Raw genomic sequence first — 17,919 nt, forward strand, 5'->3', positions numbered from 1 at the left:
AATTCTTTTGTTGAAAGGTTTATTCCATAAACGGTTTGTTATATTTGGCTTCACCATGCTGAAGTCAGTTTTACAAATGGACCGTTCTCTCTTTTACTACATCAATAACAGATGGAGTAACGACGTATTTGATGCAGTAATGCCCTTTATCCGAAATCAGTATCTCTGGGTGCCGCTTTATTTATTTCTACTGGTATTCGTGTTAACAAATTTCAGAACCAAGGCCTTGTGGTGGATACTGTTTTTCCTTGCCACATTTGCACTTACTGATCTGATCAGCACTCAGGTTGTAAAAGCACTTGTTGAACGGCCCCGCCCTTGCGCTGATCCAGTAGCTTCAGAACTTGTGCGCATGCTCATCCCCTGCAGCTACAGTTACAGTTTTGTATCGTCACATGCCAGCAATCATTTTGGAATGGCGATGTTTATGTTCATGAGTATGAAACAGTTCAGTAAACGGTGGATATGGCTGGTGTTTGCATGGGCGTTGCTTGTAAGTTATGCACAGGTATATGTTGGCGCTCATTTCCCGTTCGATGTGCTGGGAGGCGCTTTGCTTGGCGTCTTTATTGGTCACAGAACGGCCATTATTTTCAACAAACAATTTGGCGGGCTTCAAGTTAACTGATTGTTGCTTATTTTCAACAAAAAGAGCACTTACTCAAAGGATTGTATCTTTGCGCTTTGACTACAATGGAAATATTTATACTACTCGTTCTTATTTTTCTCAATAGCTTATTCGTAATTGCCGAAATCACATTGGTTTCTGCCCGCCGTTCCCGCCTTGAAATGTATGCCGCCAAAGGCAGCAGCAGTGCCCGGACAGCATTAGAACTATCTGAAAACCCGGAAGTTTTTCTATCAGCAGCACAGATCGGCATTACCCTTATTGCAATCCTTACGGGTGTATATTCCGGTGAAAAATTCGGTAAAGATCTTGCACCGGTTTTTGAAAATATTCCTTTGGTTGCAGAATATGCAGAAGGAATTGCCACAGGGATTGTAGTGGTTATTGTTACCATCCTTTCCATCGTACTCGGTGAACTTATTCCCAAAAGAATCGGGCTGATGAATGCAGAAAAAATTGCTATGGCTGTTGCCAAGCCTATGAAGTTTTTTGCAAAAGCAGTTCACCCCTTGGTCTGGTTTTTAAACAAAAGCACCAACCTTATCTTCCGTTTATTCAATGTAAAAACGGTTTCAGATAACCATGTAACGGAAGAAGAGATCAAAGCCATCATCAGTGAAGGAACTGAACAGGGAACGATTGAAGAAGCTGAACAGGAAATTATTGAGCGTGTATTTCATTTAGGCGACCGCAATATCACTTCTTTAATGACACATCGCAACGATATTCTGTGGTTCGATCTCAACGATAACGAATCGTCGATTAAAGAAAAGATCATCAATCAACCTCACTCCATCTATCCTATTTGCGATGGCGATCTTGATAACATCAAAGGTTTTGTCTCCATTAAAGACATGTATGTGTCTGATGATTTTACGTTATTTAAAGATTTGATGAAACCTGCGTTGTTTGTTCCCGAAAATAATTCAGCCTACCAGGTATTGGAAAGATTTAAACAGGGAAAGATCCACAGCGCTTTTATTGTGGATGAATACGGAAGTGTGCAAGGCATGATCACACTCAATGATATCCTCGAAGCAATTGTAGGTGATATACCGGAGCCGCACCAAGATGACTATGAAATTATAAAGCGGGATGATGGCAGCTATCTTGTTGATGCGCAAATACAGTTCTACAAATTCCTTTCACGTTTTGAGAAAACAGAATGGATGAACGAAGGTGAGCAGGAATTTGATACGCTGGCCGGTTTCATTTTGCATGAATTGGAACGCATTCCACATGCAGGTGAAAAATTCGAATGGAAAGGTTTTACGTTTGAGATCATCGACATGGACGGTCACCGCATAGATAAAGTATTACTTCACGTGCCGGATGGTGTTGGAGAAGAATAATCGCTGACTAAGTGATAGAGTAATGGCAATGATTCTTATTTTCAATTAATCTCTCTCTATTCTAATCTTCCCTCTCAATTACATAAACAAGCGAACTGCATTGTTCTTTATGCAGTAATGCTTTAAAGTTGGAAACAAGCCCGTTCCAGATTCCCTTTAAGAAAAAACCTTTCTTATATTTTTCACTGAGCAGTGAAATGTAAAAGCTATCGAGCCACATACGTCTTGTACCGATCACCCGCATACCATGACGTTTCATGAGCATACGCATTGAATTGGGAGAGAAATGATAAAGATGGCGTGGCACATCATAGCTTGCCCAGAATTCTTTGTAAATCGCAGCATCCTTGCTTGTATAATTTGGCACAGCAATAATGAGTTTACCTGTTGGCGCCAACAAATCTTTCATGCGTTCAACATATTCATCTAACTGATGCACATGTTCCAGCACATGCCACATGGTGATAACGCTATAGGTTTGTTCCGGTAAACGAAACAATTCATCTGAAGGATATATATCACAATTGTATTTCTTAATGGCTTGTTTCCTTGCTTCCGGATCAGGTTCAAGACCAACCACGTTCCAGCCGGCTTTTTCCATGGTATGCGCAAAAGTTCCGGTACCGCTGCCAATATCAAGCAACATTCCCACTTGTCGTTTGGAGGCTTTTTTAACGAGCTTCTCTTTCGACATCATGGTAAAAAAGCGGGCAATATGATAAAGGAGATTGATCACCCCTTTTTTTGTATTGCTATGCGAGATATAAGCTGAAGATTGATAATATGGGCCGATCTTCTCTTCTGAAGGAGCGTTTAACGTATATCGTAACCCACACATGCCACACTCGGCAATAGTGAATGTCTCACCACTTACGGTATGATCTTTTGCTGTTAAAACTGGTTTGATGGATTCATTTTTACAGACCGGGCAGTTGGCATAACTCATCAGCTGAAGATTCATGATTGGTGCAGTTCGTTTCTGGGTCATGGATTATTGAATTTTATGCAATGGCGGCGCCTCGTTCAGCTTCAGCTTCTGGTTATTTCCCTGTGTGCTCCATTGCGGTGAATAATTAGCGAATAGCAAAATACTTATTAAAGCCGACAAGAACAATGCCAGCGCAATCATCCACCAAAGATTGAGGGGTTTCCTCTTATTACCCGTCAGTAATTCCGTCATCTCCGCACTTGTTTTTTCCTGCTCACCTACCAGTATAGAATGCGAAGTATTCTTACGTATGATCTTTTCTGCAGTTACGGGATTTCCCTTAACCGTCTCAAAAAGCGAAGAAAAATGAAGCAGTTTCTGTTCATCTTTTGTAAAAACGCCAAGGCCTTTCAAGGTCATTTCCCCTTTTTCAGATAATGTACGTTGAAATTCAGCAGAAAGGTTTTGTTGTAAAGTTTTTACTTCTTCCCTGCCCACATTCAGCTCTTGTTGAAGCCAATGCTCAAATTGCTCATCGGCTCCGGTACCCGAAGACGAGTAATGCAGTATAAATTCAGGGGCATACAACAGCCGGTTTGGGAAATCAAGTCGTGCAGGCAGGTGCTCAACCGAGAAGGTCCCGATTCCCTGTAAAGAAACCTTTTTTTGAAAAGAAAGATAGCGTAATACCAGATCAACCATACCCTTACTGTTGCTTTTGGTCAAAAGTAAGTCTTATTCCCGCAAGTAGATTAAATCCAACCACCTGGTAATTATTCCATCGTTGGTAGGTATTGTTGAAGATATTATTGAATTGCCCCCACACACTGATCAGCGGATGCACTTTAAATTCCATCCCGGCATTCAGATCAAATACGCCACGGAGGCGTTCGCTGCTTCCACCCATATCTTTCCGGTACACCGCTCCCTGCCATGAAAGCAGATCTGTCTTCACCATGATCTTTTTACTCGGCTGCCAGCGAAGTGCCGCACTTAATTCAATGGGCACAAAATGCCAGGGTCTTTTCTCGTCCTGCTGGTTGAGGAAATTATAAATATCCATTTTAGCGCTGGCATTAAACTGATCCTGCAAAACAAAACCGACCTCACCCTGCGTATGCAATGCCTGCAGTTTTCCTTCACGCAATACTTCAAATAATCCCGGCCGAACATGATTACTAAACAATGGAATACTCAGGTATTCCAAAAAACCTGTTTGCACACGGTAATTAAATGAATTAGCAAGTGTTCCTTTGAAACCACCATACAGTTCTGTGATGCGGGTATTGAATTGAGATAATGGTTGATTGATCCATGGATTTTTGGATGCCAACGTCTGGTAAGTATTCTTCTGCACATAACCAGTCCAACCGCCCGTAAGGATGATTTTCTTTTCCTGGAGATGAATGTCAACAAGTACATCGGGCAATACATTCAGTTTACCCTGATCCCATGTTGGGCGTATACCTCCTTTAATAAACAACCTTGATGTTTTGAGCATGGCTGCTGCATTCAGGAAAAACACATTATTTGTGTAAGTTTCCTCGCCTGTTGGTGTAAACGTTGTAAGATCAAAATTTCCACGCACCAGCAAACCAAAGCTGTTGCCAAATCTTACTTCTACAGGAAGATCAAGTACGCCGTTTGTTTCGGTTGAACGTGTATCGCTGAAAACATTAATGTTAAGATCAGGATTATAACTGATGCCGAATCGGTTTACAAATGCATTGCGTACACCTGCACGGATGTTGATGGTTTGATAAGGCTTCTTCAATGAATCTTCTTTCGAATTGGCAAATACGGGATCGGGGCCATACAAAAAGAAGGTTTGATTTTGATACCCTGCCTTGCCATACACTTCCACATTCTTAACAACTGTATTGATGTTGGCTGCAAAAGATGTATTGCTGAAACGTTGTACACGAAGCTTACCTCTTTGCGAAAGATGATTGGCAAATAAGGTAAAGTTTGTTTTCTTTCCATCGCCCAATGTAAATCCTGCATCTACTAACGGAGTGTTGTAGTTGCCGTAGCCCACTTTAATATAGTTACTGTTATGCGCCTGACCAGCAGAATCAATTTGCAACGCCATTGGTTTTAACCCCACCGGTTGCAGGTTAAAGTATAAATTCTGAACAGGAATATTGTATGCAAGGTTAGGTGCTCCAGTTTCAGGAGCAGGTGGCGTGGCATTAAAATTCAGTTTCACTGCATTTTTCAACACAGGTTTAAATGCCGATACAATTTCAACAGATTGTTTCTTTGTTGTATCCTGAGCAACAGCATACATACCGATGCTGCTAAATATCAATGTGAATATCGTGATTCTGCGCATGTTCTTATTTGTTCGTTGTTCAATCGTACCTCGTACATCTAACTTCGTACTCAGCATTATCCTTCAATCTTCGAATTCCTTTTTTCTTCTTCAGTAACCTGTTGCAGTTTTGTCTGTGCTTCCTGTTTTAATTGCAGGTTAGTGGCATTATCTACAACACTCTGGTAAGTTGCTTTTGCATTGAAGTAATCTTTTTGTTTCAGATAAATATCACCCAGCAATATGTATGATTTGGTTACCCAGAAATCATACGAACCACTTTTATTGATCATTTCAAACGCTGCTTTTTCAGCATTGGTGAGGCTGTTCAAATCGAATTGACATTTAGCAATTTCATATCTCGCTTCTGCCGCCCACTCTCCTTTGTTAAGATTCACCACAGCACGGTACGATTGAATAGCGAGATCATATGTATTATTCAACTGATGATTACGCCCCGTAACAAGATTCGACAATGCTTTATCATCATTCCCTGCACCTTTAGCGATCAGCAGATCTTTCGCCACATCAGCAGCTTGTTTGTATTCTTTCAGTTGATAATGGCAACGCAATAATCCACGTAATGCTTCAAGCCTGCTTTCATCTGTCGTAGCAACGGTACGCAGTATTTCATAGTAAGGTTGTGCCTTCGCATAATCCTGCAATTCGAAATAATAAGAACGAGCTGCAATCAACGCACTCTTCTCTGCAAACTGGCTGTTACCCTGCTTGGCCACATATTCATAGCCGGGTAATGCGCTCTTCCAGTCTTTACGCAGGATAAAACATTCACTACGGTTGTAATGAGCGTTCAATGCATTAGCACCATTTGGGAAACGTGCGAGATAACTGTTGATCTGTTCAACAGCACCTGTACAATCGTTGTTTTCCAATTTCACTTCAACTGCAGCATAAGCCAATGAATCAGCTTCACTTGCAGAAACATTTCTTCCTGTTGAACGAATGAAGGCTTCGTATTCCTGTGGTCGTCCAGTCTCCACATAAATAGCACGGATGTTTTCCAGTGCAAAAGCGGCTTCTTCGCTGTTTGGATATTGCTGTAAAAGTTTTTTGTAGTTGTCTAGTGCTTCCTGGTTTTTGTTGAGGTTACTGTAACACACTGCCAATTGTAATAATGCCGTTTGCTTGTAGCCTGTATTCTGTGGGGCATTGATCACATTGTTGAGGAAAGGAATAGCAGCCTGGAATTTTTCATCGGCCATGTAGGTCTTTGCAATTTCCATGTTTGCATCAGGCACCAGGTTGCTGCGTGGATATAAGCGTTGCAGGGTGCTCATCTGATCGATCTTTCCTTTGCTGTTGTTAATACCTGCAAGCATGGCTTTTTGATACAGGGCATAATCTGCATTGGGCCATGAATAATCAATTGCTTTTTGATACATACTTAATGCAGTGGTGTAACTCTTCTGCATAAAATAACAATCAGCCAAACGGATATGCGCATCCTGATCAATTGGTGCGGAGTTAAGTGCTACACGACCAACTGCTTTTTGAAAAAATCCCTGTGCAACTAAAAAGTTTTCTTTGCGCAGGTAGCAATAACCCATATTGTAATTTGCTTCTTTCACGGTTGCTTCACCCATACCCGGTGTTCCGCTTTGCAGGAATTTATCATAATACCGAATGGCATCATCCAAACGATCATTACGGTAAGCTATCTCTCCTTTCCAGTAATTAGTTAATGGAAGTACAGGCGCATTGTATTTGTCTTTTAAAATTTTATCGAGCAGTTCATCTGCTTTGTTCAACTGACCATCATTGATCAATTCAGCAGCACGACCGTACAACATACGTGGATATAATTTCCTCGTTGATTCCGAAGGGTCAACCAACGATTCCATTAATGAGATTGCATCTTTATAGTTACTAGTGCCTGTAAGCAATCCAACCAACAGTTCTTTTGCTTCATTACTATAAGTGCTGCGGGGATATTCATTCAGGAAGCGCTTGAATTCGCTGATGGCCACACCCTGGTATCCCAACTCGTACGAAAGCTTAGCATAATTGAATAAGGACACTTCACGCTGTTGCTGATTACTATTGTTTGCAGCACAGAATGCAAATGCATTCCTTGCATTTTCTTTTTGATTAGTTTTTAAGTATGCATCGCCCAGCATATACATCGCACTTTGGCTAAGCGAATCTTCACTGCCACTTAACTGCTTAAAACCATCAATCGCTTTTGTAAGTTGATTATTCTGATAATAGCTGTAGCTGAGTTCGTACAGATCCTGTCGTGTTACTTTATCCGCTTTGTTTACATATTCTTCCAATAACGGAAGTGCACGTTTGTAATCTTTCTTTTCAAAATAAGCATGACCAAGCAGCTGTTTCATCTCAAGGTCATACAATATATTCGGACGCTTCACTGCTTCTTCTGCAATTTTGATCGCCTTATCTTTTTCTCCACGGAAATAATAAATAGAAGCAATATAGAACGGAACGATCTTGCCATACTCAGGATGGTCTTTCACTTTTTCGAAACTTCCCAGCGCTTCGTTGTATTGTTTATCATTGTAAGCAAGAAAACCATAAAAATAATTTGCGTCGAGGTAATGCTTATCAGTTGGCATTTGACGAATTGTATTGAACAAAGGCTTGGCCTGTCCGTAACGTTTCAAATGAAAATAGCTATACCCCATTCTGAATTTCGATTCAGATATCTGTTCATTATTCAAACTGGCAATCTCTGCTTTTTCATAAAATTCCAATGCATCTGTAAACAATTGCTTGCGGAAGTAGTAATTCGCCAAATGAAAACTCAGTTGCTGTGTGCGTGGCATATTATGCACCACGGTAATAAATTCACGGCTGGGCTGCACAGCACGTTCATCGTTTTGTTGTAAGCCACAAGCCAAAAGATAGTAATCAATTTCCTGCACCTGTATGCCGGCATTGAGGATGGTGGAGCTTTGTACTTCCTGTTTCAATTCCCGCAACAGTGGCATAGCAAGGCTGTACTGATCTGTGAGGAGGTATTCCTGTGCCTGTTTGAACTTTGCGTTGGGATCGTTATTAATTGCTGTTACCTGCGCATTCACTTGCACAGAAAAGCACAAGAGCAGGAACGAAAGAATGTAAGTAATGCGGTTGTTCATTGCCGGGTAAACGTTCATCGTTGGTAAATATTTTAACCTGTCTCTTAAAGTCCGTCAGTCGGGCTAAAGGTAAATTGTCCTTTTCCTTTCAAACACCATTCCAGATTTTTGTGGATAAAAGTTGATGTTCCGTTAATTTCGCAACCTGGAATCAATATTCTTGAAACGAACTGCAATGATATGTCCATTTTTCATTGCGGCTAAAACTACAACGGACACATGAAGAAACTCTTATCTATTAAGTATTCAGCAACAGCTTTTAACATTTCCTTCTTAGTATTACGCCTTGTTTTAGGTTTAAGCATGTGTATTAACCATGGATATGGCAAGCTTGTAAACTTCAGCGACAAGAAAGATCAGTTTGTCGATTTCCTTGGCATTGGCAGTACAACCACGTTGGCATTGGTGGTGTTTGCAGAATTTTTCTGTTCCATTTTTATTGCCATTGGATTGTTTACACGCTTTACCGTTATACCACTTATAATAGCAATGGGCTATGCCTTTTTTGTTGCTGGCAGCGGCGATCTGTTTGACAAGGGAGAACTTTCCGCACTTTTTCTGAGTGGATATTTTGCCTTATTGTTATGCGGACCTGGCCGGGTAAGTGTTGATGGTGTCATCAATAAATAATAGCAATGATTCCTTGCTGATAATTAAAGCAACATGTTCAATAGTGAAACCAATATACGGGTTCGATATTCAGAAACAGACCAAATGAATGTGGTGTATCATGGTAACTATGCCCAGTATTTTGAAGTGGCAAGAGCTGAAGCAATCCGTGAAATGGGTATTACGTACAAGGAAATAGAAGAGATGGGAATTGTGATGCCTATTGTTGAACTGCATACCAAGTTTTTGCGACCTGCAAAGTATGATGATCTGCTGACGATCAAAACGCAGTTGCGTGAATTGCCCACCGGTCACAGGATTGAGTTTCATCATGAGGTGTATAATGAAGAAGGTAAACTATTAACCATTGGCCGTGTTGTATTGTATTTTTTGGATGCAAAAACAATGGCCAGAAGTCTGATGCCTGCAGCACTAGCAAATCATCTCCTGCCATATTTCAACTAACTTAGCTTCTCAAATTTTCTCCATGCAGCAACACGCAATCTTTGCCTCCATCATTACCATTGGAGATGAACTACTGATCGGCCAAACCATTGATACCAACAGTGCATGGATGGCACAGGAGTTAAATAAAATTGGCGTATGGGTGAAACGTCGTGTAGCTGTTGGCGATACCAGGGAAGATATCTGGCAGGCATTGGATGAAGAAAGCGAATCAGTACAAATTATTTTGATTACGGGAGGACTTGGTCCAACGGCTGATGATATCACCAAGCCATTACTCTGCGATTATTTTGGCGGCAAGATGGTGGTGGATGAAATGGTGCTGGAGCATGTAACTAATATTTTCCGGCGGCTTAATCGTCCCATCATTGACAGAAATATGAAGCAGGCCGAAGTACCAGATGTTTGTACTGTGCTTATGAACAAACGTGGCACAGCGCCGGGCATGTTATTCCGAAAAGGCAACTGTATTTATATTTCAATGCCGGGTGTGCCGCATGAAATGAAAGGCATTATGACGGATGAAGTTCTGCCTCTTTTGAAACGGGAATACAAAATGCCGTTTATCCTTCACCGTACATTACTTACTGCCGGTGTGGGCGAATCATTTATTGCAGAAAAGATCAGTGCATGGGAAGAAAGGCTTCCTGCAGATATTAAACTTGCTTACTTGCCCAATTATGGAATGGTTCGTTTGCGCTTAACCGCCACCGGTACAAATAAAGACCAGCTGGATGAACAACTTGACCGCCTCTTTGCTGAACTGCAGGATCAGGTAAAGGAATGGTTGATCGTTGCTGAAGATCTGCCGCTTGAGCAAGCATTAGGACAATTGTTGCTGAGCAAGAAAAAAACAATGGCAACAGCCGAAAGTTGCAGCGGTGGTTATATTGCTCATCTTATTACGGCCATTCCAGGTTCATCAGAATACTTTAAAGGAACGGTGGTTGCCTATGCATATGATGTAAAAGAAGATGTGCTGGGCGTTCAGCATTCAACCCTTGAAACAAAAGGAGCTGTGAGTGAAGAAACGGTTACCGAAATGCTGACCGGCCTTTTGCAAAAAACAACTGCTGATTATGGTATTGCCACAAGCGGTATTATGGGGCCAGGCGGTGGCACTACAGACAAACCCGTTGGTACTGTATGGGTTGCTGTTGGTTCAAGACAGAAGATGATCGCAAAAAGATTACACTTTCGGTTTGATCGGTTAAAAAATATAGAATTAACGGCAACAAATGCTTTGCTGATGCTCTTCCAGTTTATTGAGGGAGAGACGGATAAATAAGTCTCCAATCCTTACCTTTGACGCCTATTAACGATTGTTTGTCCAGGTTACCGGAGCTGATTTCAGTTTGCTGAAGTAAGCAGAGTTGTACATGAGTGCGACGCAACCGGTGAAGAGCAGAATATCTGTTGCTGGTCAACAAAAAATAAAAACATCAAATTATTATGGCTTTAGTTGATTTAGTAATGCCTAAGCTCGGTGAAAGTATTATGGAAGCAACCATTTTGCGTTGGCATAAAAAACCGGGCGACAATATTAAAATGGATGAGACCGTACTTGACATTGCAACTGATAAAGTTGACAGTGAAGTACCCAGTACTGCCGAAGGTGTATTAAGTGAAGTGTTATTCAGCGAAAATGATGTAGTGCCGATTGGCGCTGTGATTGCACGTATTGCAACCAGCGCTGCTGATACTATTGTTGCAGCACCTGTTGCAACTGCTCCGGTTGTTGAATCGGTTGCGGAATTTGTGGAAGAAGCAATTCCTTACCAACCTGCCGGTGCTAAAGTAAGTGCACCGACTAATGGTATTCGTTTTTACTCTCCTCTTGTGTTGAATATTGCTGCGCAGGAAGGAATTGGCATGGCTGAACTGGAAAAAATCCCGGGCACAGGTAACGATAATCGTGTTACTAAGAAAGATATTCTTCAGTATGTAAGTACAAGAAAAGGCGGAGGTACAAGTTACACTCCCCAAGCTGCACCAAAAGAAGATGTATTGGTAGTGCCAATGAACAGAGTTGAACAACCTGCACAACAACAACCCGCCCCTTCTCCATCAATGGCGCCAACTGTTTACAGCGGCAATGTTGAGATCATTGAAATGGATCGTATGCGTAAGTTAATTGCTGATCACATGGTGAAAAGCAAACAAACCAGCCCGCATGTAACCAGCTTTACTGAGACTGATGTAACCAACCTGGTACAGTGGCGTGATAAGATGAAGAAAGAATTTGAAAAACGTGAAGGAACTAAGATCACGTTTACTCCTTTGTTCATTGAAGCAATTGTAAAGTGTATTAAAAAATATCCGCTCATCAACAGTTCAGTTGATGGCGACCGGATTATTGTAAAGAAGGACATCAACATTGGTATGGCTACTGCTTTACCAAGCGGCAACTTAATTGTACCGGTGATCAAGAATGCGGATCAGTTGAATCTTGTTGGTTTGACAAAGCAGGTAAACAATCTCGCAGATTCTGCCCGTAACGGTAAACTGAAAGCTGATGACACAACAGGTGGCACATTCACGTTAACCAATGTTGGAACTTTCGGCAGCTTAATGGGTACTCCTATCATTAACCAACCACAGGTTGCAGTGTTAGCCGTTGGCGCTATCAAGAAAAGACCGGTGGTGATTGAAACACCACATGGTGATAGTATTGCTATCCGCCACATGATGTATTTAAGTATGAGTTACGATCATCGTATTATTGATGGCAGCTTAGGTGCAACCTTCTTAACTGCAGTAGCTAACGAACTCCAGAATTTTAATCCAGATAGAGATTTGTAAACAGATCAATGTATAAAGCAAAATCCCGGTTCAGTTGAACCGGGATTTTTTGTGTTTAATATTTTTTGCGTTCAAAGCTGTACTTCTTCCCTTTTCGTTTTATAACAAACAAGTTGTCGTATTCTGTTTCTGCAAGATCAGTTAAGAGTGATTGCCCAATCATTTTATTTACGAGGTCATCCACTGTATTTGAATGGCCAACGAGTAATACATCTCCTTTCTGAATTGCTTTTACACGGTCAATAAATTTATCAACTGTATCTCTTGGTGAATATAATTGAATTGATACACCCTTTGCTTCACTCAATGGTTTAGCTGTTGACTGCGTGCGTATATAAGGTGTTGAAAAAATGGCTGCAAATGATTTGTCCTGCAACAACGTTTTCAGGTTTTGTGCCCGTTGTTCACCTTCTGCACTCAATGGCACATCGCTGCTCATATTTGCATTAGCAGTTGCTTTTTCAGCATGACGCACAATATAATAGGTGTTGCGACTGCAGGATGATAAGAGAAGTAACAGGAAACTAATCGTTAAAATTGATGATAAAGTCTTCTTGAAGGAAACTGGCATGAAACAAGGTTTTAAATTATAAAATGAGTTTTGTAAATTTAAGAAACAAAAACCCAGTAAAACTATTCGTGTATGAAGACTTTATCCGAAACCTGGTTTGCCGATGGCTTCATTGATTTTGAACTGAAGAAATATACCCTGCTCGCCTACTTGCAGGAAGTAAACAAGTATTTCAACGAAGCCAAACTTTATCCGCAACTCGCCGATGTGATCTTTCACTACAACAACCTTGTCGCATTCAGGGAGAATAAAAAATACCTGCAGGAACAGTTCCCCAAAAAACTGACAGGCATACAAATTGAAAAACTGCAGTTGCTGTATGAACAAATGATTGAAGACGATGAACTGATGCAGGAACTGGAAACCATCATGCATTATTCTATTGCTACAATGAAGACAACCATTTCCAACGGCACGGAAATCTATGAAATGGTGGAACAAAGTATTTCTATTTCTCCTATCGGTATCATTCCACTTGATACAAGAGAAGGTTATTTGTTTTTACGCAACACCAATGCAAAGCAGACAAAAGTGTATCAATACCGTCTCAGTTTTTTTGAACGTCATGATGAACAATACCGTACGCTCAAAACAAACTTCGTTGATTCGTGGATCAGTAATATTGTAAACACCTACGAGAATATAAAAGGTGAACTCATCCGTAATAAAACGGAATTGCCTAACCCGGCTGTGTATAGTATTGAAACAAATCTCTCTTACCCCGTGGAAGAAACATTTCTTCCAATTGCTAAGCGGAGTTTTGTGAAATTCCTGACTGCTGCATAAAATAATACAGTACTAGTAATGAAGTTATGACAGGCACAATGAAAAGATAAACATACGGTGTCATAATAAATCCATAGAAAAAGGAAAAGTAGATTTTTAAACTTGCCGACGCAATCAGCGGCATATAAAACTTCTGTTTCCTGCCGGCTATAAAATACCATCCGCACAGCAAAGCTGTAACCAGAATGATTGAGACCAGGTGAATATTTTTGTACAATCCAATTTTTTGTTCCACAGATCCTTCTGAATGATCATAAAAATAAGCTGCCAGTCCGGTACCCCTGAATAATTGAAAAGGTTTTTCAGTAGCTGCCTGCCATGACTGCCCCCTCCATTCGCCTGCAGCTGCTGAAGCATAAGCCTTTATTCCCCTTAAGAAAATGCTAAAATCAACTGAAAGAAAGGGAATAATATATATCAGCAGAATACCAGCTAAAACAACGGTTACCCATTTCATGGTTTGCCTCATACCTGAATCTTTAATTGAAAGCAGAAAAAAGAAAGGTACCCACACTGCAAGAGAATATCTTGAAAGCAAACAAATAAGCAGAGATAAAGCAATAAGCCATGTGTTTTTGCTTTCAAGAGAAAAAAGGAAGAAACAATAATAGGTTACAATCATTAGCTCAACTGTTCTTACAAATGTCAGGTCGCCGTAAAAAAGAAAAAGCCAAAACACGGCCTGGAACAGAAGCAATAAAATTAACTGACCGTAAGTGGTTCTGTTACCCACAATAAACTTTCGATATAAATAGTAACACAATAGAAGCCAACTTGCAAAAACCAGGTAACGGTAATCGATCATCATAAATTCAGTCAGATGAAAGGGCATCCACGTAAATGGCAGATAGGTAGGTTGTAAATCATATCCCCATTCTGAAATAATCATATACGGGAAAATGCCTGCCTGCTGACGCTTTACGAGCAATTCGATAGTAGGAATAATATCAGATTCCTGAACCCGTACGGGGTAAAGGTGAATATAGCGTACCCAAAAAAGAAAATTTAACCCTATTAAAAAGAGCCAGAAATATTTTGACAGATTCGTTTTTATCAGTTTATCATTTACACTTTTTCCATCGCCTGGAAATATAAAAGGAAAAAAACCAATTAACAGAGATAAAAGAAATAATACGATCCCATTGGCTGATGGTGAAAGCCACGTATTTCTTAGAATTGTTGTAAACGATATTTCTAAAATGATTAAACCGGCAAGTAAAACAATTGAATTAGTTTTTTTGAGTTTAACTCTCTTCATTATAGTTCCTGTATTATTTTACGCAGTCAAGATAAAAGAAAAGCCGGGACAATTGCCCGGCTTTTCTAAACATTTTAAGTTTATTCTATCTTAAATCCCCAATCAATTCCTTTTTCTGCTGCAGGCACACCTTCTTTCATCCACTTAGGCATTGGTGCTCCTTTCAGGTAATGATCAAAGAACTGGCTCAGACGAACAGAAAGATCTTTCCTGTTTCTGCGTTCAACAAGGTTATGATCTTCATCGTTGTATTGCAGGAACCAAGCTTTCTTATCTAATCGACGTAATGCTGTAAAGAACTCAATACTCTGGTACCAAGGCACAGCACCATCTTTATCGTTATGCATCAACAACAATGGTGTTGTTACTTTGTCTGCTTTAAATAAAGGTGAGTTTTTCGTGTAAAGATCAGGGCGTTGCCATGGCGTTGCACCCAAACGTGTTTGAGAACGCTCGTATTGGAACTGCCTGCTGATACCTGCACCCCAGCGGATACCACCGTAAGCACTGAACATATTGGCTACAGGCGCACCTGCTCCTGCTGCTGCAAACATTTTTGTGCGTGTTACAAGATATGCAACCTGGTAGCCTCCCCAGCTTTGTCCCTGTATCGCCATTTTTGTACTATCAACAAATTTCATTTTGCTGAGATACTTTCCGGCACTCACAACAGAGTTGTAAGCACTTTCTCCCGGCTCTCCATCTTTGTAATAAATGTTTGGATCAAATACGAGATAACCATTGCTTGTGAAATAAGCAATGTTTATTGTTGATGCACTTGGAGCCGGTGTACGGTAAGCATAACGAGTATCAGAATTACGCTCATAGAAATAAAAGATCACCGGATATTTTTTGTTGGGATCGAAATTTTCAGGTTTGAATAATAACCCTTCTGATTCTTTACCATCAAACATTTTCCATTTATGTAATTCAACGGTGTACCAATTGTAATCTTTCTGCTGCTCATTAACAGAACTTAACTGCTTGGATGCTTTGTGATCCTGCGCCGCACTTAATGTTGTTGAAAAAAGGCTTGCACTCATTTGCGGCGTCATGGCTGTATAAACCAACACGTCACTATTCTTTCCTTTCAATACGTTGCCACTGTTGATCACTGCAGGATTTGTTACCGCTATTGACTCGTTGAGCACAAAATTGCTACCGAGCTTATGGGTCGTTAAGCCGTATCCTTTCTCTTTATTATCAAATACGCCAAGCAGTAATGTTTGACCATCTTTTACAAATCGCTCTTCACGATCAAGTTCGCTGTAACGGAATGTCAATTGTTTTTTACGACCAATACCATTGGTGATAGAAACAGGTTTTTCTTTTCCTGTCGGGTCAATTTTCCAGATATCAAACTTATCATATACATACAATGCTGCATCATTTTCATGCCAGCCCATCACACCATGTGGCGGAGGATCGTCCGGATGGTCATCATCTTCATCAAATAAAGGCACTTTAATATCTTTTGTCGCAACAATAGTTTTACCGGTTGCTACTTCATAAGACATGTACTGATGAGTTTTCCAATCGAACCACATCACAAATTTCCCTTTGGGTGAAATACCACCGCTACGGATCTTTTTACCAATCAGTTTTCGTTCACCATTTTTCACATTGACCAGATACAGATCGTTATAGTTGTGCTGCTCCCATTGATTTTGCTTGCGGTAAGGTTTGCTGTCGTAACCAATTGCCACATCTGCATCATCTTCATCTGTTGTAACAACACGTTCCAATGTTTCATTCGCCAATGGAGTAACGGCCGAAGCATCACCATGCAATACAGTTAAGTAACTGCGGCGTAGCTCGTTGTTAACCTGCAATAATTGTTGTGGCTGAAGTTCAGGATCATTATAATGCCAAATGTCCAGTCGTGCAGTTTCAAACTCAACAAGGTTGGTATCTTTTGGTTGGCGAATGGGTGCCAATCCAAAGAACAAGCGATCACCTTTCTTGCTGAATTTGTTTACGTAATCAGGACTAACAGTCATGCCTGTTTTTACAGAAGCTGTTGAGCGATCAACACGCAAACGGGCGCTGTCCATGCCGGGTTTGAAATACCAGAGTTTATAAAACTTACGTAATGCTTTGCTTACACTGTCACGCTCTGCAACAAATGCGAGCTGTGAGCCGGCCACATCCAGTGCGTAATTCTTTGCATCATTAAACCCTTGCAATACCGTATCTACTTTTCCGGTAGCAGTATTCATCCAAAGAATAGCGGCCTTACTTAACGTATCACCATTCTTTTTACTTGTTTCGATGATCAATGTATTTCCGTTCTCACTGAAATAATATTCGTTAACAAGTTTAAACTTTTTCTCTTCGCCTGTTTGTGTATTTCGCACAATCAGTTCAGTACCTTCCTCAACAGGATCGGCAGCAGGTCTTGCTGCCGGCCTTGGTCCGCCTTTTGCAGGTTGCAAAACAGCTAAGCCTTTGGTTTTTGCTTCATTTGCTTTGTTCTTTATACTATCAGCTACACGCATCAATGAATCAGCCATTGAAACCATTTTATTGATTTGTGTGAGTGAGTCTGGTTTTGCCGCAGGCTTTGGCGGTTCAGGTAAAGCTTTATCCATATGATAAGCCACCCAGCCATTTCCCTTCTCAGGGGTTTTAAATGTTTTTACACGGGCTACTTTCCACACACTGTCCTTTCCCAATTCAACAATCGCTAAACTATCCTTTGGCATTTCATCCGGACGCTTCTTTTTAATTCTTGCATCACGTGTGTCTTTATAAAGCGGTCGGATCTTGAAGATCACAAAACGACTGTCGTTGGTAATAATGGAACTGTAACCACGGGCAACAGTCTTTTTATAATTACCATCGGTTGATTGAATCACCATATCACCATCGCCTTCCTGAGGATTAACCATGTACACGACCCATTTACCATCATCGCTGATCTGGGCGCTTTGTACACTTTGCCAGCGGTCGTACACCGAATGGTCGAGAGGCCTTTTGGATTGGGCAATGCTTAACAGCGGAACTGAAAGCAGAAAACAGAAAACGAAATTTCTCATGTGCAGTAGTTTTTAAAGTTCGTCAAGTTAAATTAAACATTTTAGCTGT

At 40.7% G+C, this 17,919-nt stretch carries 14 protein-coding genes; 7 read left to right on the forward strand and 7 right to left on the reverse strand.

What is annotated here, in order from left to right:
- Positions 1–76: 76 nt before the first annotated feature.
- Together VK159_RS20825 and VK159_RS20830 are read left to right on the forward strand one after the other, a co-directional pair.
- Positions 77–628: a phosphatase PAP2 family protein gene (locus tag VK159_RS20825; RefSeq protein ID WP_324232103.1), complete on the forward strand. Its 552-nt coding sequence runs from the start codon at positions 77–79 to the stop codon at positions 626–628.
- 65 nt (positions 629–693) lie between these two features.
- Positions 694–1,980: a hemolysin family protein gene (locus tag VK159_RS20830; protein WP_324232104.1), complete on the forward strand. Its 1,287-nt coding sequence runs from the start codon at positions 694–696 to the stop codon at positions 1,978–1,980.
- A gap of 61 nt (positions 1,981–2,041) precedes the next feature.
- Here the strand turns inward: VK159_RS20830 and VK159_RS20835 are convergent, their stop codons facing one another.
- Genes VK159_RS20835 through VK159_RS20850 form a run of 4 tightly spaced genes read right to left on the reverse strand, consistent with a single transcriptional unit; the run spans position 2,042 to position 8,359 of the window.
- On the reverse strand, positions 2,042–2,968 hold the full coding sequence (locus VK159_RS20835; protein WP_324232105.1) for a class I SAM-dependent methyltransferase: 927 nt from the start codon (positions 2,966–2,968) through the stop codon (positions 2,042–2,044).
- A gap of 3 nt (positions 2,969–2,971) precedes the next feature.
- Positions 2,972–3,610, reverse strand: a complete 639-nt coding sequence (locus VK159_RS20840; protein WP_324232106.1) for a hypothetical protein — start codon at positions 3,608–3,610, stop codon at positions 2,972–2,974.
- Positions 3,611–3,614: 4 nt separating this feature from the next.
- Entirely contained in the window at positions 3,615–5,243 is a 1,629-nt protein-coding gene (locus tag VK159_RS20845) for a hypothetical protein (RefSeq protein WP_324232107.1), read from the reverse strand.
- 56 nt (positions 5,244–5,299) lie between these two features.
- The gene (locus VK159_RS20850) at positions 5,300–8,359 is read right to left on the reverse strand and encodes a tetratricopeptide repeat protein (protein WP_324232108.1); all 3,060 of its coding nucleotides are present in this window, start codon (positions 8,357–8,359) and stop codon (positions 5,300–5,302) included.
- 201 nt (positions 8,360–8,560) lie between these two features.
- On the opposite strand from VK159_RS20850, the gene VK159_RS20855 reads away from it, so the two are divergent.
- From VK159_RS20855 to VK159_RS20870, 4 genes are all read left to right on the forward strand, one after another.
- On the forward strand, positions 8,561–8,971 hold the full coding sequence (locus VK159_RS20855) for a DoxX family protein (protein ID WP_324232109.1): 411 nt from the start codon (positions 8,561–8,563) through the stop codon (positions 8,969–8,971).
- A gap of 33 nt (positions 8,972–9,004) precedes the next feature.
- A complete protein-coding gene (locus VK159_RS20860) occupies positions 9,005–9,415 on the forward strand; it encodes a thioesterase family protein (protein WP_324232110.1) in 411 nt (136 codons plus the stop codon).
- A gap of 22 nt (positions 9,416–9,437) precedes the next feature.
- Positions 9,438–10,703, forward strand: a complete 1,266-nt coding sequence (locus VK159_RS20865; protein ID WP_324232111.1) for a CinA family nicotinamide mononucleotide deamidase-related protein — start codon at positions 9,438–9,440, stop codon at positions 10,701–10,703.
- A gap of 164 nt (positions 10,704–10,867) precedes the next feature.
- Positions 10,868–12,217, forward strand: coding sequence for a dihydrolipoamide acetyltransferase family protein (locus tag VK159_RS20870; RefSeq protein ID WP_324232112.1), 1,350 nt, complete (start codon positions 10,868–10,870; stop codon positions 12,215–12,217).
- Positions 12,218–12,272: 55 nt separating this feature from the next.
- Here VK159_RS20870 and VK159_RS20875 read toward each other — a convergent pair whose 3' ends face one another.
- Positions 12,273–12,788, reverse strand: a complete 516-nt coding sequence (locus VK159_RS20875) for a phosphoglycerate mutase family protein (RefSeq protein ID WP_324232113.1) — start codon at positions 12,786–12,788, stop codon at positions 12,273–12,275.
- Positions 12,789–12,860: 72 nt separating this feature from the next.
- On the opposite strand from VK159_RS20875, the gene VK159_RS20880 reads away from it, so the two are divergent.
- Positions 12,861–13,574 (forward strand): hypothetical protein, encoded by a 714-nt coding sequence (locus tag VK159_RS20880; RefSeq protein WP_324232114.1) that lies wholly within the window; start codon positions 12,861–12,863, stop codon positions 13,572–13,574.
- On the opposite strand, the gene VK159_RS20885 is transcribed toward VK159_RS20880, so the two are convergent.
- Together VK159_RS20885 and VK159_RS20890 are read right to left on the reverse strand one after the other, a co-directional pair.
- Entirely contained in the window at positions 13,537–14,832 is a 1,296-nt protein-coding gene (locus VK159_RS20885; RefSeq protein WP_324232115.1) for a hypothetical protein, read from the reverse strand. The two genes, VK159_RS20880 and VK159_RS20885, sit on opposite strands and share 38 nt — an antisense overlap.
- 80 nt (positions 14,833–14,912) lie before the next feature.
- Positions 14,913–17,870, reverse strand: coding sequence for an alpha/beta hydrolase family protein (locus VK159_RS20890; protein ID WP_324232116.1), 2,958 nt, complete (start codon positions 17,868–17,870; stop codon positions 14,913–14,915).
- Positions 17,871–17,919: the final 49 nt, after the last annotated feature.

It is taken from the genome of Lacibacter sp. (genome assembly GCF_035299325.1).
GTDB lineage: Bacteria > Bacteroidota > Bacteroidia > Chitinophagales > Chitinophagaceae > Lacibacter.

Bases quoted from the DNA above. Each gene is read 5' to 3' on its own strand.
- VK159_RS20855 (WP_324232109.1), top strand. From the start codon at position 8,561: ATGAAGAAACTCTTATCTATTAAGTATTCAGCAACAGCTTTTAACATT.
- VK159_RS20865 (WP_324232111.1), top strand. From the start codon at position 9,438: ATGCAGCAACACGCAATCTTTGCCTCCATCATTACCATTGGAGATGAA.
- VK159_RS20845 (WP_324232107.1), bottom strand. From the start codon at position 5,243: ATGCGCAGAATCACGATATTCACATTGATATTTAGCAGCATCGGTATG.
- VK159_RS20885 (WP_324232115.1), bottom strand. From the start codon at position 14,832: ATGAAGAGAGTTAAACTCAAAAAAACTAATTCAATTGTTTTACTTGCC.
- VK159_RS20860 (WP_324232110.1), top strand. From the start codon at position 9,005: ATGTTCAATAGTGAAACCAATATACGGGTTCGATATTCAGAAACAGAC.
- VK159_RS20830 (WP_324232104.1), top strand. From the start codon at position 694: ATGGAAATATTTATACTACTCGTTCTTATTTTTCTCAATAGCTTATTC.
- VK159_RS20890 (WP_324232116.1), bottom strand. From the start codon at position 17,870: ATGAGAAATTTCGTTTTCTGTTTTCTGCTTTCAGTTCCGCTGTTAAGC.
- VK159_RS20870 (WP_324232112.1), top strand. From the start codon at position 10,868: ATGGCTTTAGTTGATTTAGTAATGCCTAAGCTCGGTGAAAGTATTATG.
- VK159_RS20850 (WP_324232108.1), bottom strand. From the start codon at position 8,359: ATGAACGTTTACCCGGCAATGAACAACCGCATTACTTACATTCTTTCG.
- VK159_RS20840 (WP_324232106.1), bottom strand. From the start codon at position 3,610: ATGGTTGATCTGGTATTACGCTATCTTTCTTTTCAAAAAAAGGTTTCT.
- VK159_RS20825 (WP_324232103.1), top strand. From the start codon at position 77: ATGGACCGTTCTCTCTTTTACTACATCAATAACAGATGGAGTAACGAC.
- VK159_RS20835 (WP_324232105.1), bottom strand. From the start codon at position 2,968: ATGACCCAGAAACGAACTGCACCAATCATGAATCTTCAGCTGATGAGT.
- VK159_RS20880 (WP_324232114.1), top strand. From the start codon at position 12,861: ATGAAGACTTTATCCGAAACCTGGTTTGCCGATGGCTTCATTGATTTT.
- VK159_RS20875 (WP_324232113.1), bottom strand. From the start codon at position 12,788: ATGCCAGTTTCCTTCAAGAAGACTTTATCATCAATTTTAACGATTAGT.